The sequence below is a fragment of the Kribbella aluminosa genome, assembly GCF_017876295.1.
Lineage (GTDB): Bacteria > Actinomycetota > Actinomycetes > Propionibacteriales > Kribbellaceae > Kribbella > Kribbella aluminosa.
In genome coordinates this window covers 2,926,417-2,945,629 of the sequence record NZ_JAGINT010000001.1, presented here as the reverse complement: position 1 = coordinate 2,945,629, position 19,213 = coordinate 2,926,417, and the positions used below count along the sequence as shown (strand labels likewise).

Annotated in this window: 15 protein-coding genes; 7 read left to right on the top strand and 8 right to left on the bottom strand. The window is 66.6% G+C overall.

The annotated features are described in order from the left end of the window. The first annotated feature begins 194 nt into the window (after nucleotides 1–194). A complete protein-coding gene (locus JOF29_RS14225; protein ID WP_209694670.1) occupies nucleotides 195–1,481 on the top strand; it encodes an ABC transporter ATP-binding protein in 1,287 nt (428 codons plus the stop codon). Between the two features lie 836 nt (nucleotides 1,482–2,317). Here JOF29_RS14225 and JOF29_RS14220 read toward each other — a convergent pair. The 5 genes from JOF29_RS14220 to JOF29_RS14200 all read right to left on the bottom strand — a co-directional run bounded on the left by JOF29_RS14220 (nucleotide 2,318) and on the right by JOF29_RS14200 (nucleotide 9,518). Further along, complete coding sequence (locus tag JOF29_RS14220; protein ID WP_209694669.1) at nucleotides 2,318–4,348, bottom strand: ricin-type beta-trefoil lectin domain protein; 2,031 nt, start codon at nucleotides 4,346–4,348, stop codon at nucleotides 2,318–2,320. 74 nt (nucleotides 4,349–4,422) lie between these two features. Further along, nucleotides 4,423–6,348: a glycoside hydrolase family 2 protein gene (locus tag JOF29_RS14215; protein ID WP_209694668.1), complete on the bottom strand. Its 1,926-nt coding sequence runs from the start codon at nucleotides 6,346–6,348 to the stop codon at nucleotides 4,423–4,425. Between the two features lie 45 nt (nucleotides 6,349–6,393). After that, nucleotides 6,394–7,257: a carbohydrate ABC transporter permease gene (locus JOF29_RS14210; protein WP_209694667.1), complete on the bottom strand. Its 864-nt coding sequence runs from the start codon at nucleotides 7,255–7,257 to the stop codon at nucleotides 6,394–6,396. Further along, on the bottom strand, nucleotides 7,254–8,147 hold the full coding sequence (locus tag JOF29_RS14205) for a carbohydrate ABC transporter permease (RefSeq protein ID WP_307863323.1): 894 nt from the start codon (nucleotides 8,145–8,147) through the stop codon (nucleotides 7,254–7,256). The genes JOF29_RS14210 and JOF29_RS14205 overlap by 4 nt, the downstream gene beginning before the upstream one ends. An 18-nt stretch (nucleotides 8,148–8,165) precedes the next feature. Further along, the gene (locus JOF29_RS14200; RefSeq protein WP_245357585.1) at nucleotides 8,166–9,518 is read right to left on the bottom strand and encodes an ABC transporter substrate-binding protein; all 1,353 of its coding nucleotides are present in this window, start codon (nucleotides 9,516–9,518) and stop codon (nucleotides 8,166–8,168) included. Nucleotides 9,519–9,632: 114 nt separating this feature from the next. Here JOF29_RS14200 and JOF29_RS14195 point away from each other — a divergent pair, with 114 nt between their 5' ends. Then, complete coding sequence (locus tag JOF29_RS14195; protein ID WP_209694666.1) at nucleotides 9,633–10,640, top strand: LacI family DNA-binding transcriptional regulator; 1,008 nt, start codon at nucleotides 9,633–9,635, stop codon at nucleotides 10,638–10,640. A gap of 322 nt (nucleotides 10,641–10,962) precedes the next feature. Here the strand turns inward: JOF29_RS14195 and JOF29_RS14190 are convergent, their stop codons facing one another. Then, a complete protein-coding gene (locus tag JOF29_RS14190) occupies nucleotides 10,963–11,355 on the bottom strand; it encodes a RidA family protein (RefSeq protein WP_209694665.1) in 393 nt (130 codons plus the stop codon). A 223-nt stretch (nucleotides 11,356–11,578) separates the two neighbouring features. Between JOF29_RS14190 and JOF29_RS14185 the strand changes: the two genes are divergently transcribed. The 3 genes from JOF29_RS14185 to JOF29_RS14175 all read left to right on the top strand — a co-directional run bounded on the left by JOF29_RS14185 (nucleotide 11,579) and on the right by JOF29_RS14175 (nucleotide 13,393). Further along, nucleotides 11,579–11,824: a hypothetical protein gene (locus JOF29_RS14185; RefSeq protein WP_209694664.1), complete on the top strand. Its 246-nt coding sequence runs from the start codon at nucleotides 11,579–11,581 to the stop codon at nucleotides 11,822–11,824. A gap of 42 nt (nucleotides 11,825–11,866) precedes the next feature. After that, nucleotides 11,867–12,073 (top strand): hypothetical protein, encoded by a 207-nt coding sequence (locus tag JOF29_RS14180; RefSeq protein WP_209694663.1) that lies wholly within the window; start codon nucleotides 11,867–11,869, stop codon nucleotides 12,071–12,073. A gap of 144 nt (nucleotides 12,074–12,217) precedes the next feature. Continuing rightward, the gene (locus JOF29_RS14175; protein WP_209694662.1) at nucleotides 12,218–13,393 is read left to right on the top strand and encodes a WD40 repeat domain-containing protein; all 1,176 of its coding nucleotides are present in this window, start codon (nucleotides 12,218–12,220) and stop codon (nucleotides 13,391–13,393) included. A 634-nt stretch (nucleotides 13,394–14,027) separates the two neighbouring features. Here the strand turns inward: JOF29_RS14175 and JOF29_RS14170 are convergent. Further along, entirely contained in the window at nucleotides 14,028–14,342 is a 315-nt protein-coding gene (locus JOF29_RS14170; protein WP_245357583.1) for a helix-turn-helix domain-containing protein, read from the bottom strand. Between the two features lie 1,226 nt (nucleotides 14,343–15,568). Here JOF29_RS14170 and JOF29_RS14165 point away from each other — a divergent pair. Beyond that, nucleotides 15,569–15,889, top strand: coding sequence for a hypothetical protein (locus JOF29_RS14165; RefSeq protein WP_209694660.1), 321 nt, complete (start codon nucleotides 15,569–15,571; stop codon nucleotides 15,887–15,889). A 703-nt stretch (nucleotides 15,890–16,592) separates the two neighbouring features. Here JOF29_RS14165 and JOF29_RS14160 read toward each other — a convergent pair. Beyond that, complete coding sequence (locus JOF29_RS14160; RefSeq protein WP_281067234.1) at nucleotides 16,593–17,876, bottom strand: alpha-L-fucosidase; 1,284 nt, start codon at nucleotides 17,874–17,876, stop codon at nucleotides 16,593–16,595. 120 nt (nucleotides 17,877–17,996) lie between these two features. Between JOF29_RS14160 and JOF29_RS14155 the strand changes: the two genes are divergently transcribed. After that, on the top strand, nucleotides 17,997–19,184 hold the full coding sequence (locus JOF29_RS14155) for an ROK family transcriptional regulator (RefSeq protein ID WP_209694658.1): 1,188 nt from the start codon (nucleotides 17,997–17,999) through the stop codon (nucleotides 19,182–19,184). The last annotated feature ends 29 nt before the right edge of the window (nucleotides 19,185–19,213 follow it).

Below are 19,213 nucleotides of genomic sequence, written 5' to 3'. Positions count from 1 at the left end.
CGCCTTGACATGCAGCTTTCGGGGACGGTCGTACATCGGTTGCCGGCAGCACCAAGAACCGGCGGAGTGAAACGTTAACCGCGAAAGATCCTAGCGTCCCATCACCTTGCCAAAGGCAACCATCCCGCATCCGGATTCGACTCTGGACAAGCGGGCCGCGGGAGTTGTGTAGTCGGACATGAGGAGGAGCGACCATGACCGGCATCAGACTCGACGCTGTGTCCAAGGTGTACGGCGGCCGGCACCTTGCCGTGGACAACGTGTCGCTGGATGTGCCGGCAGGTGAGGTGATGGTGCTTCTCGGCCCGTCGGGCTGTGGCAAGACCACGTTGCTCCGGATGATCGCCGGCCTCGAGGAGCTCACCGGAGGCGATCTCTGGCTGGGCGGATCCTGCGCCACCGACCTGTCACCCAAGGACCGCGGGGTCGCGATGGTCTTCCAGAACGGGGCGCTCTACCCGAACCGGACCGCCCGCGAGAACATCATGTTCCCGCTGCGGATGGCGGGAGAAGACGTCGCCGAGGCACGCACCAAGGCGGCCGGTCTGGCCAAGATCCTCGGCATCGACAAGACCCTCGACCGCCTCCCCGGCACGCTCTCCGGCGGCCAGCGGCAGCGGGTCGCCATCGGCAGGGCGATCGTCCGGCAACCACGGATCTTCCTGATGGACGAACCGCTGTCCAACCTCGACGCGACCATGCGCACCGAACTGCGGCAGGAAATCGGCGCCATGGTCCGGGACCTCAACGTGACGACGGTCTACGTGACCCACGACCAGATCGAGGCCCTCACTCTCGCCGACCGGATCGCGGTCATGCGCGACGGCCGGATCGAGGACGTCGGCACACCGACGCAGGTCTTCAACAACCCCGCGACCGCCTTCACCGCCGGCTTCCTGGGCGCGCCGCGGATCAACCTGATGTCCGCCACCATCCAGGTCACCGCGCACCACCGGGTCAGCCTCGATCTCGGCGCACAGACCATCTCCTTGCCACCGACGGACCGCCGGTCGATGATCCTGAGCCGGCACGACGGCGTACACGTCATCGTCGGCGCACGCTCCGACGCCTTCACACCCACTGTTGAGCGCGGCGACAGCGACCAACTGCTGGGAACGCTCAGAACACTCGAGTTCCACGGCAACCAGTGGATCGCCTTCGTCGACTGCGGTGTCGAGATGCTCAACCCCGACCTCGTCGGACCACGAACACGCCCACCCCACGACGTCACTCAGACCCGTCACGCGGCGCCGCGCCGGTCAACGCTGACGTCGCTCGCAAGGTTGCTACTTCGCCGGCCTCCCGCGACGGAGTCCGCCGACTCAACCGCAACGCCGACCCATCGCCGAGCCGACCTCGTCATCGAAGTCGACCCCAACCCCGCCCTCGAGACCGGAACCAAGGTGCACCTCGGCGTGGACCCGGCCAAACTCCACATCTTCGACCAATACGGCCACCGAGTCGACCGCGTCACCCGCTGACCGGCGATCCAGCAAACGTGACCGGTGGACCCCCGGATCGCTCGCCGAACAGCCACACGGGCTTCAACACCCCTTGCTGAACCCACAGCTGCTGGGCTGGAGGTGTCGATGGTGGCGATCGTCAGCATCCCGTTCGCGACGTCGACCTTGACGTCCTTGTCCGGATCCAGGCCCGGGGGTTCGGCCCGTACGACGTACCTGTCGTTCTCGGTGAACACACCCCGAAAGCCGCCCCGAGCGACCGTCAGCGGGTCGCACTTCAGCCGGCGGGTGCACCTTCGGGGGTGTACGTGGCGAGCTCGACCTGATAGCCGTCCGGGTCCTCCACGGTGAGCGCCTGAGCCGGTGCTGTGGCCCGGTCCGTGGATGGACAGAACCGTGTACGGCGTGGAGTTGCTCGGCGCGCTCGTACAGCTCGTGGATCGACGCGTCCGCGACCAGGCAGACACTCACCGAACCACGAGGCGCGGGTGTTCCCTCGCGCAACCGGATCGCCTGCCCGCCGACGCGGAGCGACACCTCGCCCTCGAAGTCCCGCGTCGTCCGCGTCACCGACGCCCACCGTCTGCTGGCTTCGAGATCGGAGACGTTCAGTACGACGTGGTCCAAACATGTGGTGTGAATCTTCATGACGCCGGGCAGCTGGATGGGTCCGCCGTTTCGGCCGGTGTCGCGCGTATCCGGTCGACCAATCGCATCCGGCCCACGATCAACTCACCGTCGTACTGGCGAGCCCGCCGAGTCGTGGGTTCTGGCGCTGTACGACGACCAAAATCCACGACTCGCGCACGCTGCAGCCAGCAGGACAAGAGCAGCGCGCGGGGCTGACCGGCGGATTACACCGGGATCTTCCACTTCTGTGGGTCGAGTCCGTTGCAGTCGTAGATCTGCAGCTTGGTCCCGTCCGCGGTCGCGCCGCCGGGGCTGTCCAGGCACCGACCCGACTGCGGATTCAGCAACGAGCCGTTTGTCTGAGGTTGCCAGATCTGTCCGCCGGCCGGGCCGCAGTCCCAGAGCTGGACCTTGGTGAAGTTCGCCGTACCGTTGCCGACGATGTCCAGACACTTGCCGAAGGCACGGATCTTGCCATCGGTCGACATCGTCCATTGTTGACCAGGTACGCCGTTGCACGTCCACAGCTGTACGGCGTTCCCGCTCGTCGGCGTGTTGGTGTCGACGTCCACGCACTTGCCCGCGGCGGCTGGTCCCGTGATCGGCCCGGTCGGGAAGCCCGGCACGTTCCACTTCTGCGAGTCGAGGCCGTTGCAGTCGTAGATCTGCAACTTGGTCCCGTCCGCGGTCGCGCCGCCGGGACTGTCGAGGCAGCGGCCCGACTGCGGGTTCAGCAACGAGCCGTTGGCTTGTGGACGCCATTGCTGTCCGCCGGCCGGCCCGCAGTCCCAGAGCTCGACGTTCGTGAGGTTCGCCGTACCGTTCCCGACGATGTCCAGGCACTTGCCGAAGGCACGAATGGTGCCGTCGGCCAGCATTGTCCATTGTTGACCAGGTACGCCGCTGCAGGTGTACAGCTGTGCCGCGTTCCCGTTGATCGCGGTGTTGTGGTCGACGTCCAGGCACTTGCCGGCAGTAGCCGGCCCGGTGATCGCGCCGGCCGGGCCGCCGACAGCTCCTGTGCCGAAGTGCACCTGACACTGGTTTCCGGTGCCGAGCCACGTCGCCGCGAGATACAGGAACGACGTACCGTCGATCGAGGGAACGATCGGTGAGCTGTACCCCGGACAGCTCGGGACACCCGACGCATACCCGCCCGTCGGGTTGACGTTGACGGGAGCCTCCAGCTCGGTCCAGCTGCCGGAGCCGAGCGAGGTGTTTGCCAACAGCACCGATCCGGACTCCGCCATCACCGTCTTGTTCCCGGCCGGTCCGGTAACCACGCGTTGCCCGGACAGCAGGAGCGTGCCGTTCGGTCCGCCACCGGGAATCCAGGCCACGTACGGCGTGTGCAGCAGGTGGCGGCCGTCACTGGTCTGAGCAAGCGTGCCGGGACTGTCGGTCGGAGCCCAGTTGAGACCGTCCGGACTGGTCTTGAGATAGACCTCGCACGCATGATCCGCGTTGGTTGCATCGCGACAGAGCTCGTACGACATCACGAACTGACCGTTCGGCAATGCGGTGATGATCGACATCCCCGGTCGTGCCAGGTTGTCGGCCGGGAACGCGACGTCAGGCGTGATGTTCGCGCTCCAGGTCGCGCCGCCGTCCGTCGACGTGTAGTGGCCGATGATCTGGTTGTTGGTGGGTGAGCCGGCCGGGCGCTCGTCGGAGATGAAACAGGCGAGGGTGTTGTTCGGCGCGAGCAGGAACCAGGGCTCCCAGATGCCGGCGCCGATAGTGTTCGGGAGACCGCTCGTCTGGGTGCAGTTGGACAGGTACTGCCAGCTGGCGCCGTGGTCCGTGCTCTTGAACACCTCGATCTTCTGGGCGGTGAAGTTGCCCTCGACCCATGCGGTGCCGGCGGCCAGCAGGTCGCCCGCAGTCAGGCCGTTCGCGGTCCGCGGTACTTCGTAGATCACCGGCGCGCCGAGATCCCAACCGGCGGTGTGCGAGCTGATCGTGCTGATCGGGTTCGCGCCGAACGTGGCGCCACCGTCGGTACTGCGGAAGACCGGGAAGCTGCTCGGCCCGGACTCGTGGCGACGGGCAAAGGTCGCGAGGACGGTACGCCCGGAGTTGGAGTCGTGGTCGAGCCGGATCGCCCGCGGGTAGCTGGCGTCGGCGCTCGGGTAGGTGGACAGGTTCGGGCTGTACAGCACGTTGCCGGGTGGCGCGGCGGTGGCCGGGACCGGAACGGCCACCAACGCGGCGACAATCAGACTGCAGACTGTCAACAATCTGCGGATGGACATGGAACCTCCTCGGACGAAGGGCGGTAGCTCGAGGTGCAGGTCAGTTCGAGGTGCAGGTCAGTTCGAGGTGCAGGTCAGTTCGAGGTGTCGACTGGAGTGATGTCGACAAAAGTACGAGCGACAGCGGTGCCGGACGTGTCAGTGATCCACAGGTGCAGGCGACCGGGCTCGGTCACCGTGATCTCGACCGGATCGGTCACGGTGAAGGGCTTGGCCTCCACGGGTGCGGATCCGGCCGACCAGTTCAAGGTGCCGAGCAAGGGTTCAGGCCCGGTGTGCGAAACGCGCACAGGGATCGACGCCGAGTTGCCGTCGAGCACGAGGTCCCGGCCGGGAGCCTGCGGGATGATGTCGACAATCAGAACGGTTTCCGCGTGGACGTCGGACGGGATGACGCCGCCGAGGTCCTTCGTCCGGCGGTCGTAGGTGTAGATGCCGACGGTCTCGTGCTCGATGTCGTACAGCTCGGTGTAGATGTAGCCCGCGTTCCGCGGATGCCGGCGCAGCTCCTGGGTCTGCCACCGCAGGTGCCACCCACGCTCCACGCTGGTCGACCCGCCACCGTACTCGCCGTTGAGTTGCACCTTGCCAGTCCCGTCGAACCCGGGCGCCGCGATCGCCTTCTCCGCCACGAAGTCCGGCCCCAGCCGGACCGGGAAGCTGCCGTCCTCGGTGTTGATCAGCCGGTCCACGATCGCGGCCCACGACCCCACGTTCTCGTCGTAGTAGTGCCAGTCGACCAGATCGGTCTCGACATGCGCCCACCCCGAGTTGTCGACAATCGGACGAGTCGGGTCCGCGTCCTTGAGGATCCGGCACGCCCGGCGTACGGCGTCCTGCTTCGCCGGATCACCCGGGACGTCCCAGTCCAGGCCCCACTCCTCGTTGTACGCACCCCAGATCACGATGCTCGGATGGTTGCCGTCCCGCGCGACCATTCCGGCGGCCACCTCCTCGAACGCGGCGACCGCCTCGGCCGTGAAGCGCCCGGTCGACGGCGGCTCGGCCCACACCAGCATGCCGAGCCGGTCGGCCCAGTACAGCCAGCGCGGGTCCTCGAGCTTGATGTGCTTCCGCACCAGGTTGAACCCCGCCGCCCGCGCGAGCTCCAGGTCCCGCCGCAGCGCCTCGTCGCTCGGCGCCGTGTGCCCACCCGTCGGCCAGAACCCCTGATCGAGCACACCCCTGACGTACGTCGGCACGCCGTTCAGCAGCAGGTTGCTGCCCTGCCACTCGACCTTCCGCAACCCGGTGTACCCACGCACGGTGTCCTCGCCGGCGGTCACGATCACGTCGTACACATGCGGATTGTCAACAGTCCACAGTCGAGGCTCGGCGATCGGCAGCATCACCGTCCCGGGCCACACGTCGTACTCACGGACCACAACCCCCGGAATCTCGAGACGCACAGGCGACGGGCCGGTCATCGTCACCTCGATGCCGTCGAGCATCTCGGTCGGCCGGAGATCGAGTTGCGAGATGTGCTCAGCCGGTCGCGGTTCGAGCCAGACGGTCTGCCAGATCCCGCTCGACGGGGTGAAGGCACAGCCGTCGTAGTCGTCGGCCGGCGTACTGCGTTGCTTCCCGTGCGGGATGAACCGCTTGTCAGTCGGTGCATCCACTTGCACGACGAGCTCGCCGGCACCGGTCCCGTCCAGCAGGTCGGTGATGTCCGCCTCGAACGGCAGGTACCCGCCGGAGTGCGCGACGGCGACCGCGCCGTTCACCCACACCGTCGCGTGGTGATGGACGGCGCCGAAGTGCAGGATGGTCCGCTCCCCCGCCCAGTCCGCGGGACGCTCGATCCGCCGCCGGTACCAGGCCCTCGGCAGCCAGTGCGCGACCACACCGGAATCAGGGTGCTCCCACGGGAACGGTACGACGATGGTTTGGCCGAACTGATCGGGTTCGCGGGCGAACTCCCACTCGCCGTTCAGGTTGAGCCAGCGCGCCGACCGGTCGAAATGCGGCCGGGGGTACTCAGGACGTGGTGTGTTCACTGTTGTCTCTCCAAGCTTCCCCGAGCGAAGCGCAGGGGGTGTCTTTCAGCCCTTGAGGCTGCCGGCCATGACGCCTTTGATGAGGTGACGTTGCAGGACGACGAACACGATCAGGACCGGGATCGCGGCCACGGTGCTTGCCGCGAGCAACTGGCCCCAGACGCTGGTCCAGTCCGCGCCGAGCTGACCCGAGCGGATGTTCTGTGCGAGCGCCGAGAGCATCACCTGCAGGGTCTGGTGCTGCTCGTCGTTCACCGCGACCACCGGCCAGACGAAGTCGTTGTAGATGTTGATGAAGGTCAGTACGCCGAGCGCCGCCAGCCCCGGCCGGATCACCGGTACGACGATGCTCACGAAGATCCGCAGCTCGTTCGCGCCGTCGACCCGTGCCGCGTCGAGCAGCTCGTCCGGGATCGCCAGGATCACCTGCCGCATCCAGAACACCCCGAAAGCGTCGATCGCGCCGGGCAGGATCAGCGCCTGGAACGTGCTCACCCAGCCGAGCTGGCTCATTTCGAGCAGCAACGGGATCAGCAGCACGAGCGTCGGCAACATCAAGGTCGTCAGTACGGTCGCGAACAACAGCCGCTTGCCCGGGAACACGTACTTCGCGAAGGCGAAGCCCGCCATCGGGCAGAAGATCATCGTCAGCGCGCCCTTGAGAACAACCACGATCGCGGTGTTCCGGAACCCGGTACCGATCGGGATCGTGTCCAGCATCGACCGGAAGTTCGTCAGCGTCAGCCGACCCGGGTCGAAGCTGAACGGGCTCGAGATGATGTCCGCGCCGGGCTTCAGCGACGAGACCATCATCCACAGCAGCGGCGCCAGGCCGAGGACGGCGGCCACCGTCAGCAGGCCGTAGCGTCCGAGCGCTCCGAGCTGCGTTCCTGTCCCCGGGCGTTTCATGAATCCTCCCTGGAGCGCAGCAACCGGATCGACGCGAGCGACAACGCCAGCACCATGACGACAAGCAGCATCGAGTTCGCGGCGCCGAGTCCGAGATCGGAGTTGGTGATGTGCTTGTAGAGGTACAGCCCGGCCGTCCTGGTCGCGTTGAACGGTCCGCCGCCGGTCACGACGTACGGCTCGGCGAACAGCTGGAAGACGGTCAGGGTGCCGATCACGACGACGAAGCTCAGCGTGCGCGTCACCAGCGGCACGGTGATCGACCAGAACTGGTGCCACGCACCTGCACCGTCGATCGTCGCCGCCTCGTAGACATCCGATGGGATTGTCGACAATCCGGCCATCAACAAGATGACGGCGTACCCGGTAGTTCGCCAGAGCACGAGCAGGGCGACCGTCACCTTCGCTCCGGCGGAGGTGGTCAACCAGCCGATTGCCGGCAATCCGATCGACGACAAGCCCTGGTTCACCGCGCCGAAGTCCTTGTCGAACAAGATGATCCACACCTGCGCCATCGCCACCAGCGGCGTCACGAACGGCGCGATCAGTGCCGCGCTGAAGACGCCGCGGAACTTTGCCTTGCGCAACGCCACCGCGATCGTCAGCGCGACCAGCACCTGCGCCGGTACGACGAGCAGCCAGAGCACACCGGAGGTCGCCATCGACTGCCAGAAATCCGGGCTGGTCAGCAAGTACCGGTAGTTGGCGAACCCGATGATCTCCAGCGCACCGGCGCCGTGCCAGTTGGTGAAACTCAACTGCAGCGCGAAGAAGATCGGGTACGCGCTGAACCCGGCGAAGACGAGAACGAACGGCGCGACGAACAGGTACGGCGCGACCGGGACCCGGCGCCGGCGTACCCGCTGAGCGGATCGCCTGGTCGTGGCCACTTCGGTGAGGGTCGCCATTCAGCTGGGCCCCATCAGGTTCTTCTGGATCTGTGACGCCGAGGTCTTGAGCACGTCGTCAGGACTCATCTGTCCGGCCAGCAGCTTCTGCACGTTGACGCCGAAGTAGTCGCCGGCCTTCCCCCACCAGGTGGGAATCATGTACCCGCCCGGCACCTGCTTCCCCGCCTCGACGGCGACCTTCCACAGGTCCTGCCCGCCGAACGCGTCGATCGGCTTGAACAGCGGCGTGTTCGGATCGAGCGCCGGCAGGTACGACGGGATCGACGTGTTCAGGCCACCCGGATACACGTCGTTCGGCCCGTAAACGGCGGTGTAACCCGCTTTGCTGAAGACGAGGTGCTCGTACAAACGCCACGCCAGCTCAGGGTTCTTCGCCTTGGCCGGGATGACGAACGACGAACCACCCATCACCCCCGCCCGCGCACCGCCCGGCTGCCACGCCGGCAGCGCGGTCGCCCGCCACTTGCCCTTGCTTGCCTTCAGCAACTGCTGCGGCGCGAACACGAACCACTGTGCCCACGGCACGAACACCTGGGTGCCGTTGTCCTGCGTCTGCAGATCGGTCGGCTGGGTGTACTTCGCCAGCGTCCCCAGCTGCTCCGACCGCACCGTGTCCAGCCAGGTCAGCGCCTTGCGGTACGGGTCGGAGTCGATCGTGAGCTTCCCGTCGGCACCGACCATCGCGCCGCCCTGCTGGTTCGCGAACATGTCGATCCACAGCTGCGCGAGGAACTGGTCGTTCTCGAGGTGGATCGGCTGCGCCTTCGGGAACTTCTCGCGGACGGTACGAGCCGCGCCGAGCAGGGCGTCGTACGTCGTCAGACCTGCAGGGTCGACGCCCGCCTGGGTGACGACGTCCTCGCGGTAGAACAGCAGGCCGGGGTCGAGGTCCCACGGCACCGCGACGACCTTCCCGTCGACGGTCACCACACCGAGCTTGTACGGCGCGATGTCCGACTTGTACTGCTCGATCAGCTGGCTCAGGTCGTACAGGTGCGGCGCAACACCGGTGAGCAGCGCGTCGTCGTAGAACGCGCCGTCCGGTACGCCGGCACCGCTGATCAACGTGGCCGGGAGCTTCGCGTTGATGTCGACCGCCACGTGGTGGACCTTCACCTGCGGGTACTTCGCCGTGAACGACGCGATCGCCTTGTCGAACACCTTGTACAGGTCGCCGGTGCGGTCCCAGATGGTGATCTCGCCGGACGGTGGTTTCGTCACGCTGCTGCTCGGCAGCGACTTGTTTCCGGTGCTGCCGCCCGGGGCGCAGGCACCGAGGCCGCCGGCCACCAGGGCGGCACCCGCACCTCGGAACAGCGTGCGGCGGGAAAGAGACAGGGAAGTGGTCATGTTCGCGTCCTCATGACTTTTGCAGTGCTTGCAACGTTGCAAGTGGTGTTGGAGACGCTAAGGTTGCAACGTTGCAAGTGTCAAGACTTCACCGTCCACGAAACGAGGTGCGCAGTGGCCGCCACACTCCGCGAGGTCGCCGCGCGGGCCGGCGTCTCGGTCCGGACGGTGTCGAACGTCGTCAACGACTTCCCCCAGGTCGCGCCGGAGACGAGGGCCCGCGTGCAGCGGGTGCTCGACGAGCTCGGGTACCAGCCCAACGCGGTCGCCCGGACCCTGCGGAACGGCCGGTCCGGCCTGATCGCCCTGGTCCTGCCCGAGCTCGACGTACCGTACTTCGCCGAGCTCACCCGGGCCGTGATCGAGCAGGCGGCGGCCGCGGGGTACACGGTCGTGGTCGACCAGACCGACGGCGATCCGGTGCGCGAACGCGAGCTGGTGATGCGGGGAAACCGGGCGGCGATGTTCGACGGGCTGATCTTCAACCCGCTCGCGCTCGGCGGCGCCGACCTCCGCAACCGGCCGTCGTCGACGCCGGTGGTGCTGCTCGGTGAGCGCGTCGTCGAGGGCGGGCTCGACCACATCATGATCGACAACGTCGGCGCGGCCGAGCTCGCGACCCGGCATCTGATCGAGCTCGGCCGGCAGCGGATCGCGGCGATCGGCGACCAGGCCGACGAGACCCGGCAGACCGGTCTGCTGCGAACCCAGGGCTACCGGGCCGCGCTGCACGCGGCCGGGCAGGAGGTCGTTCCGGAGCTGGTCCGCCCCACCGAGTTCTTCCACCGCGCCGACGGCGCCGCCGCGATGGCCGATCTGCTCGCGCTCCCCCAGCCACCCGACGCGGTCTTCTGCTACAACGACCTCCTCGCGCTCGGCGCCCTCCGGACCATCCTCAGCCACGGCCTCCGCGTCCCCGACGACATTGCCCTGGTCGGCTTCGACGACATCGAAGACGGCCGCTACAGCACCCCCAGCCTCACCACGATCAGCCCCGACAAGACCCAGATCGCCAAGAACGCAGTACAACTCCTCTTGAATCGCCTCGAGGGCGACCGCTCCGCCCCCACCGAAATCCCGGCCAACTACACCCTCGAAATCCGCGAAAGCACCGCCGGCTAGCCTCCTGCTCTGACGCTCCTTGGCTCAAGAAGAGGCAAGATCGCCAGACGCGGCTCGTTGATCACTCTGGTGCCGATGTTGCTTGAGCATCCACGACCAGTCCCGCCGCACCCTTGGGGAAACAGCCTCAGCAGGGACGCAGAGCGGCTAGTTCGCCCCCTGGGGACGCGTTCGGGACCTCTGGGCCGTCTACCCAGTTCTCGAACGCCACCGCGCCAGCACGGCGAGCGCGTAGCGACCCTCGTTTGCGGCTGGTGACAGCGTTCTTACCGGCACCCCCACTTCCCCGGGGAGGCGAGGCCTGCTGACCGGTCCGTCGGGATCAAATAACTGCGGTGGCCTCGACCTCGATCAGTTGCTCGGGCCGGGCGAGTGCCGCGACGCCGATCATCACATCGGCCGGCTTGTGCTCACCGAACAGCTCGTAACGGGCTTCCTGGATGATCGGCTGATGTTCACGGAGGTACCCGACCAGGTAGATCCCGAGCCGAGTGACCTGATCCGGCCGAGCACCCGCCGCGGCCAGCGCGCGACCCAGATTCGCAAACGTCAACCGCGCCTGGACAGCGAGATCACCCGGCCCAACCAGTTCGCCCTGCAAGTCCTCCGGCTCCTGCCCAGCAATGAAAACCAGCCTGGTACCAGTCGCGATCGCCACATGGCTGTACGTCTGAGGGGTCGGCAGGTCACCCGGATTGACCAACTCAATAGTCATCCCCAAACCCTACGACCTCACCGGCGCACGCCACAGGAGGCTCATCGTCGGTCAGCGCCAGTTCACCGGCCTCGATTACGGGGAGGTCGCGGCGGCGCGGCTCGGGTTGCTGTTGCCTTGGACAACGTCGCCGAGTGGGGATCGGGTCAGCGGCCGCTTGCCGCGCCGCCGTTGACCTGGATGACCTGCGCGTGACGTGCCCGGAGTTCTCCGATGCCAGCCAGTGCAACGCCTGGGCGACGTCATTGGGTACGCCGACGCGGCCAGTGACGGTCTCGGCGGCCCGCAGCTCGAGCCGCTCGTCCGACAGCGGCGACCCGAAGAACGGCGTCTGGTCGATGAGTCCGGGGGCGACGGCGTGACGGTGATGCCGCGTGGGCCGAAGTCGGCGGCGAGCGCGACGACGTACGGGCGCAGCGCGGCTTTGGAGGCGCCGTACTCGACGCACGGCGGCACTTCACCTGGCTGACGCGGCGATGGAGCTGAACGCCGCCTACAGCAAGGACACCCTGTGGAAGCCGCGCAAGGCACGCGCCGCCCGGACCGTGGCGGAGGCAGCACTGAACGACGCACGAGCGGACCTGATCAGCGCAGCCGGCGCGACCTGCTCGGGCACAAGCACCTGGCCACCACGCAGAAGTACAACCGCAGCCGGGTGACGCTCGACCGGCACTGCAGCTACCAGGTCGCCGCCCAGATCGCCGCCGCACGCCGCTGACTGGCGAGGGAGGGCCACCTCGGCCACGTCGGCCACGTAGGTCTGGAATTCCCGAAGCTGGCCTCACGCCGAACCTCCGGGACCGTACAGTCGTGGCGCTGAGTGCACTGAGAGTAGTGGCTCAGGTCTACTGAGAGGGCGGCCGTGCTGGCGTTTGCAGGGATTCTCTTCGCGGCCGTGCTGGTGTTCCTGACCGGTGTCGTCGCCAACTGGTTTCCCAGACCGGCTGGACTCACGACGGGCATGGTCGTCGGGATCGCGGCTGTCCTGATCGTTGTGTCCGCGGTGGTCGGCTTCGTCGGCCGCACGTCGCCGGGCGACGGGCCGGAGAGCGGGGCACCGCCGTCATCACCCCGGTCGAAGCCCGCCCCGCAACCGACGACGAAGACTCCGACGGCACAACAGGTCCAGGCCCTGCAGCCGGCCACGACATTCGGGTGCGACGACACCGACAACTCGGCGGTGGTCGCGATGCATCCGGACGGGTTTCTGCTGGCGTGTACCAATGCCTCCGCCACGGCCGTCTGGAACGTCGGGAGCGGCCGCTCTCCGTCGCTGGCGAAGGACCTCGGTGTCGGTGCGCTCTCGGCAACCTTCAACGCATCCGGACGCCAACTGCTCACCGCGGGCGATTCGTGCTGGCAGTTCTTCGACGGCCGCCGCCCGTGGAACCAGACCGGCAATGAGTGCGGGCTGGAGCAGTCCGCGGCCTCGGCCGTCTTCGCGCCGGACGGCAAGACCTTCGCCACGCGCCGGTGGCCCGACGGCAGCGATGTCCGCTTCTGGGACGTCGCGAGCCACAAACTGGTCAACACCTACCAAGCCGCCGACGGACGGCGGATCATGTCGATCGCCTACAGCCCCACAGGCCGGTACTTCGCGACCGGCAGCGCCGACGCGCACCCCTACCTCTGGGACGTCAGCCACAACGGCCAACGCCGGCAACTCGCAGATGATCGCGACGGCCATACCGATGAGGTACGCGCCGTCGCGTTCAGTCCCGACGGAACGCGACTCATCAGCGGCGGTGCCGACCGGACGGCAAAGATCTGGAGCGTCCCGGACGGCAAACTGCTCGCCAGCCTGAACAACGGGCACGACGATTCCGTGAACGCTGTGGCGTTCAGTCCGGACGGGCGTACCGCAGTCACCGGCGGCGCGGACCACAAGGTCATCGAGTGGAACATCACGACCGCCAGCCCCATCCGCGCGCTGGAGGGAAGCGGCGGCGAGATTACCTCACTGTCCTACGACCGCTCAGGCAAGACCCTCGCGGCCGGCTGCTCCGACGGCAAGGTCGTCGTATGGAGCCTGACCTAGGGTCGACCGGCCATGTTGACCCTGGGTGTCGGTGGTCACCGACCTCTCCGACGGCCAGGCCGTCCAGCTCGGAGGGCTCGTCGACGCGGTCGGCACCGGCCAGCGCCCGGTTGATGATCTTCCAGCCGATCGCGTCCTCGCCCCCCGATCTTTCAGCCAGCGTTCTTTGGGGTGCCGGTAAGACCGCTGCCACCAGCCGCGAACGAGCGTAGTTGGCAGGCCGGGTCGCCCACCTACGACAGCTCCCAAGCCAAGGGGTGCGTGGCTGGGAGCTGTCGGAGTCAAAGGTAGTTCAGGCTCGCCGGGGCGCTGGATCAGGCGATAACGGCGGAATCGCAGTCGTGATCTCCCGGGACGTGTTGTGGCCGGTCGATCGTGGATTCGCAGCCGCCGGCGGGCAGGTTCCCGATCATCCGGGCCGTTATCGCCGGTAGCAAACTCTTGGGGAGAAGATTGCACGGCGCCGGACGGGCCGCGGGTGCGCTGGCTGCAGATCCCTGGGGATACGCGCACGATGCGACGACTCGCCAGCACTGGGTGGACCAGACGCTGGAGAAGGTCCTCGAGGAATCGAGCGCCGGGTTCCGCCCGAGTTTCGTCGTCGGGCGGGTGGCGGGTCCTCCGTGGTTGGTCGCTAGCCCTGTTCCTCTCGCTGCTCGTTGATACGCAGAGCTTCGGCGAGTTGGTCTTCCAAGATGATGATCCGGCAGGCGGACTCGAGGGCGGTGCCCTGGTCGACGAGCTCTCGGGCTCGAGCTGCCAGACGCAGCTGATAGCGCGAGTACCGGCGGTGACCGCCCTCGGACCGTTGCGGGTTGATCAGCTTCGCCTCGTCCAGGCTCCGCAGGAATCCCGGCGTGGTGCCGAGCATCTCCGCGGCCCGGCCCATCGTGAAGGCGGGGTAGTCGTCATCGTCGAAGTTGGCCGTCCCGGCCGGGGTTGAGTTCATCGTGGTCTCCGTGCGTGTTTCCGTGTGCAGATCTGGGGTCATCGCACCTCCGTGCCGAAGGGCCCCGGTGCCGAAGCACCGGGGCCCAGGGGTTGTTGGATTGTCACCATCTACCGGCCGTGAGGCCGGCCTTGCATGTCCGCAGCGCGCCACGTGAAGGCCATCGCTGCGGGGACCGCTGAATGCGTAACCGAAGACCACCTTCCCATCTGATGGAGCTACGGCACCCGCCCGGCGACGTACTGGCACTGGCGGGCGATCCGACGGCGTAATCCGTTCCCTTCTCTCTCGAACAACTACTACTTACTGGTACTCAACTACAAACAGCAACTGCGCATTGCTACTGCGGGTACAGAACTGCGAACTGCCTACTACTGCAACTACTAACTGCAAACTGCCATTTCGATCCGTCAAGCCTGGAACCCTGCTCGACCACTGGCTCCACAGGCTCTGACCTTGGCGTGAAACCCGAGCCCCTTCACTGATCGGCCCGGCGGAGTCCGCCGTCGTACCTACTGCGCAACCTTGGACAGATCGGTAGCTGTCCACGTCAGCTTCGCTGTTCTTCTCTGTCGACAGCAGGAACATTACACAGCCGAGGATGCAATGTCTACTCCCGCCAGCACAGATAATGGATACGTCTTGGATGAGCTTCGGAGTCAGGGCGACGGCGGGCGAATCAGGGGTCGGGCCAAGCGGCAGAACCAGCCTGGAGTTCGTGCCCGCACCCTCATCGCACTCATCTACACCACCCGCCACGCCGCTGGCAGTGCCACGGACAATCGTCGGCCGCGACAATCACTCGCTTGAACTTCAGTACGAGCCGCGATCTACCCCCGGCGCACTGGCGCCAACGCGGGGAAATGGATCATCGTGCTCGCCCCGTGGTTCAACATCATCGCCGTGGTGATCTCCGTGGCCACGCTCATCGTCGCCGGCCTGTCATGGCGCGCGACCAGCAAGCAGGCGGTGGCAGCCGAGCACGCCCAACCAGATCGCCGCGGAGGCGAACCAGATCGTCCGCGATGTTCAGGCAGAGCAGAACCATCAGCAGGCCAAGCCTGAGGTGAAGGTGACGATCGGGGATCCGCCCCCGCAGGGCTGGATTCCTGTCGAGCTGCGGTACCCGGTGGCGTACGTCGGCGACCATCACCGTGCCACGCGAGTACCTCACCAAGCGCCTGTTCGCCGGCCACGGTCCGGGACCGGTCGATCCTCATCGCGAAGTGATCAGCCCGACGTTCGATCTACCAGCCGGCGAAGCGGGTGCGATCGTCACATGCGGGCTGTGGGTCTACAACGCAGAGGAGATCTCCGAGCAGACCGTGCGGCTTCTGTGCGAGGTCAGATCCAACGGCGAGCCGTGGAACGACGCCACCGAGCACACCTTCCCCGACACCATCAGCCCACAGATGTGGTCAGGGACGCTCAACCAGCTGGGAGAAGGCAGCCCGGACGAATCCTGGAGGGCTGTGCGCCCCGCTGGGCCGACGTTGAGGGGCCGATACTCGGGAGTCGTCACCAACCTGCCGGTGCCCGCGGGATGACGGATAATCGTGGTCGTGGCGGCATGCGGCCAGCCCAGCCCACGGGTCAGCTCGGACCAGGTAGGCCGACGCCGTAAGCCGTTCAGTACGCGGCGACGTACTCGACGGCGACGTCCGCGGACTCTTCGGCCAACGTGCTCGAGGCATGAATCACAGCGACCAAGCCGCCCTCGAGGCATCCTCCACATACGGGGGCACTCCCTAACTCCGCTTTACCGGGCCAGCCTTCGCGCCGGTTCGCGTCAACAGCCGAAAGTTGCTGCTGACCTGCAAACTCTCCGTTGGGTCCCGACCGTAGTTGATTGGAGTGGCCCAAACCTTCGCATCCATTCCGTTCAGTAAAACGATGAGCTCTCGATTCAGAGAGGAGGGCCGAGACGGGCACCGAATCGCATTCCTTGGGATCTGCCTCAGACATCGAGAGCTCTGCTTACGCCGCGTGTCTGACGTCCCCGACCGCCTGGCGCACCGGACCGTCGTCGTGCAGCCCAATACAAACTGGGCCTTCCGTCTTCATCCCGTTGTAGGCAACGTCCCTGCGCCGACCGCGGCCGGGACAACCGCCGGCCGACCGCTTGACACGGGAGGACTGAGCTAACGAGAGCAGCCCGCGCTCCTCGTCGCGCAGAGCAGGCGGCTCGTCGTTGCCGGTGGCCTCGATGAGAACCTGGTGGTGACCTAGCGTGGGGCGCTGCGGGTACGGCTACCTATTGTGCGGACGGACGTCAATGGCTACGACTGTGCAGAGTTCGTCGACTGCATCTGGTCGCAGTTCGATGCGGAGTCCGCCGAAGGTCGGATCCGAGCCGCGTGAGCTGGGGTCGAGTTGCGCGATCCATGGCAGTGGGGCGCCGTCGGCCAGGGCCGCGACGGACGCGATCTGTGACGTCGGCAGACCATGCACGACAACCGTCCGCTGCCGTTGGGATGGGATGAACAGATAGGTGCGGAGAAGGCCGTTGGGCAGCGAACGCTGAGTTGACGGGCCGGCGTATTGCCACGGTTGCAAGCCAGGTTGGGCGGAGTGGAGGCTCTCACCGTTGTCGACGGTCCAGCGTGCGAGCGCCTCCAGTCTCTCGACCGCCGGTGGCGGCAGTTCGCCAGTCCCAGTGGGTCCGAGGTTGAGCAGGAGGTTGCCGCCCATCGAAACGATCTCGACCAGGCTTTGCAGCAGACTCCGCGGCGTCTTCCACGTGTCGTCCGACGGCACGTAGCCCCACGTGCTGTTCATCGTCATGCAGACCTCCCACCTGCTCGCGGGTGGCGCGTACGGAATCTGTTGCTCCAGGGTGACGAAGTCACCGTGGCCGACGCAGCGGTCGTTGACCAGGGCATCCGGTTGCCTCCCGCTGATCAGCGCACGGACCTCGTCGAATCGCCACTCGTCGGCAGTGTGTTCGAACTCTCCGTCGAGCCAGACGATGTCGAGCGCACCGTACCCCGTGAGGAGTTCGTCGAGCTGCGCCATCATGAAGCGCCGGTAGGCGGCCCACTGGCGGTCAGAGCCGCGCGGGTAGCTCCCGACTCTGTACGGCTTGGTTACGGACTCGTCGGTGAAGCGCGGATAGTCGGGGTGATGCCAGTCGACCATCGAGAAGTACAGGCCGACGCGCATCCCGCGAGCCCGGAAGGCAGCGACCACCTCCGCAGTAATGTCCCTCCCCCAGATGTTGACGACCGAGTAGTCCGAGACCTTGGTGTCGAACATGGCGAAGCCGTCGTGATGCTTCGCGACGAAAACGACGTACCTGGCGCCGGCTCGCCAGGCCAGGTCGGCCCAGGCGACGGGGTCGAAGGAGGGGGGCGCGAAGGTCGACGCGTTGTCGAAGTACTCCTCGCAGCCGACGGCGGCGAGTGTCGGGGCTTGGCCCTCGACTCCCCCGGTCATCTGCCAGGAGAGCTCCCAGCCCTGGGTGCTCGCATGTCCCCAGTGGATGAACACCCCGAGCCCCAGGTCGTCGTACCAGTCGCTCATGACTCCGGACAATAGCTGCCGTATCGTTCGGCGATCGATCAACAAGCGCTGGACATCGGATGTCTCAAGCGGCGAATATTAGCTGAGCCGACGACAAAATTCTCAGTGCCAGGAAAGAGAAGGGGCAGCGACTTGACGGATGCGACCGTGCTGACCGTCCTACGGGAGCTGATCGACCACGGCCCGATCAGCCGGCCGGTGCTCGGCGGGGCGGTCGGACTCGCTCGGGCCACAGTCTCGAGTTCGGTCAACGATTTGAGGCGACGCGGCCTGGTGACCGAGGTTCCAGGTGAATCCAACGGCCGACGCGGCCGGCCTACCACAGGGCTCGATCTCGACGATTCGAACTTCGCCCTGGCCGGCCTCGAGATCGCGGTCGATCGTGTCCGGGTGGCGGTCTACAGTCTTCGCGGACGCGAGTTGCTGCGCCAGGAGCACGTCGTCGATTCGGAGGTCGCCAATCCACGTGCGTTGTTGCGGCAGGCGGCCGCCGTCCTGCACGAGACGTTGGGCCGAATCAACGCCGAGCAGCGTGAACTGCTCGGGGTCGGCGTCAGCGTCCCCGGACTGGTTGATGCTTCGACCGGTACGGTGAAGTACGTTCCGAGCCTCGGCTGGCACGATGTTGCCCTGCAGAAGGGCGTCGTCGAGGCTCTGGGGGTCGATGTGCCGGTCATCATCGACAGCGACGCCAACTTCGCCGTACTGGCGGAGCGCAGGGCCCGGCTGCGTGCGGGCGTCGAGGGCACGAGCATCGTGTACCTGACCGGGACCTACGGCATCAGCGCCGGAATCGTGACCGGCGGGCAGGTGTGGCGCGGTTCCCGCGGAATGGCAGGCGAAGTCGGGCATCTGATACTGGAGTCCTCCGGCCTGCCGTGCGTCTGTGGGCGCAACGGATGCTTCGAGACTCGTGCCGGTATCCACGCGCTGATCGATGCCGCCGACCCGTCCGCGCGACGGTCGGCATCCAGCCCCGCCGGCCTTGCCGCCGCCATCGATCACCTGCTGGCGCGGGCAAGCGATGGAGACACGTCCGCCATGGCGGCTCTGACCGACGCCGGCACCTGGCTAGGTCGAGGATCCGCGATTCTCGCCGCCCTCCTCGACCCGGACGTCATCATCCTCGGCGGGCACTACTCCCGCCTCGAGCCATGGATCCTCCGCCCGGCGCGAGCATCCCTCTCGGAGTCCCTGCTGATTGCCGAGTCCGGTATGCCTGACCTCGAAGTCTCCGCCCGAGGCGTCTGGGGAGCCACAGAAGGAGCGGCCTTGGCCGTCCTGCACAGACTCGCGGCCGCACAGCAACCGCTTCCCTAAAATTTTTGTCGCTCCCGTAGACGTAAAGC

What these genes read in the sequence shown, in the direction of transcription:
- JOF29_RS14225 (WP_209694670.1), top strand. Translation starts at nt 195, where the DNA reads ATGACCGGCATCAGACTCGACGCTGTGTCCAAGGTGTACGGCGGCCGG.
- JOF29_RS14220 (WP_209694669.1), bottom strand. Translation starts at nt 4,348, where the DNA reads ATGTCCATCCGCAGATTGTTGACAGTCTGCAGTCTGATTGTCGCCGCG.
- JOF29_RS14210 (WP_209694667.1), bottom strand. Translation starts at nt 7,257, where the DNA reads ATGAAACGCCCGGGGACAGGAACGCAGCTCGGAGCGCTCGGACGCTAC.
- JOF29_RS14200 (WP_245357585.1), bottom strand. Translation starts at nt 9,518, where the DNA reads ATGACCACTTCCCTGTCTCTTTCCCGCCGCACGCTGTTCCGAGGTGCG.
- JOF29_RS14190 (WP_209694665.1), bottom strand. Translation starts at nt 11,355, where the DNA reads ATGACTATTGAGTTGGTCAATCCGGGTGACCTGCCGACCCCTCAGACG.
- JOF29_RS14170 (WP_245357583.1), bottom strand. Translation starts at nt 14,342, where the DNA reads ATGAACTCAACCCCGGCCGGGACGGCCAACTTCGACGATGACGACTAC.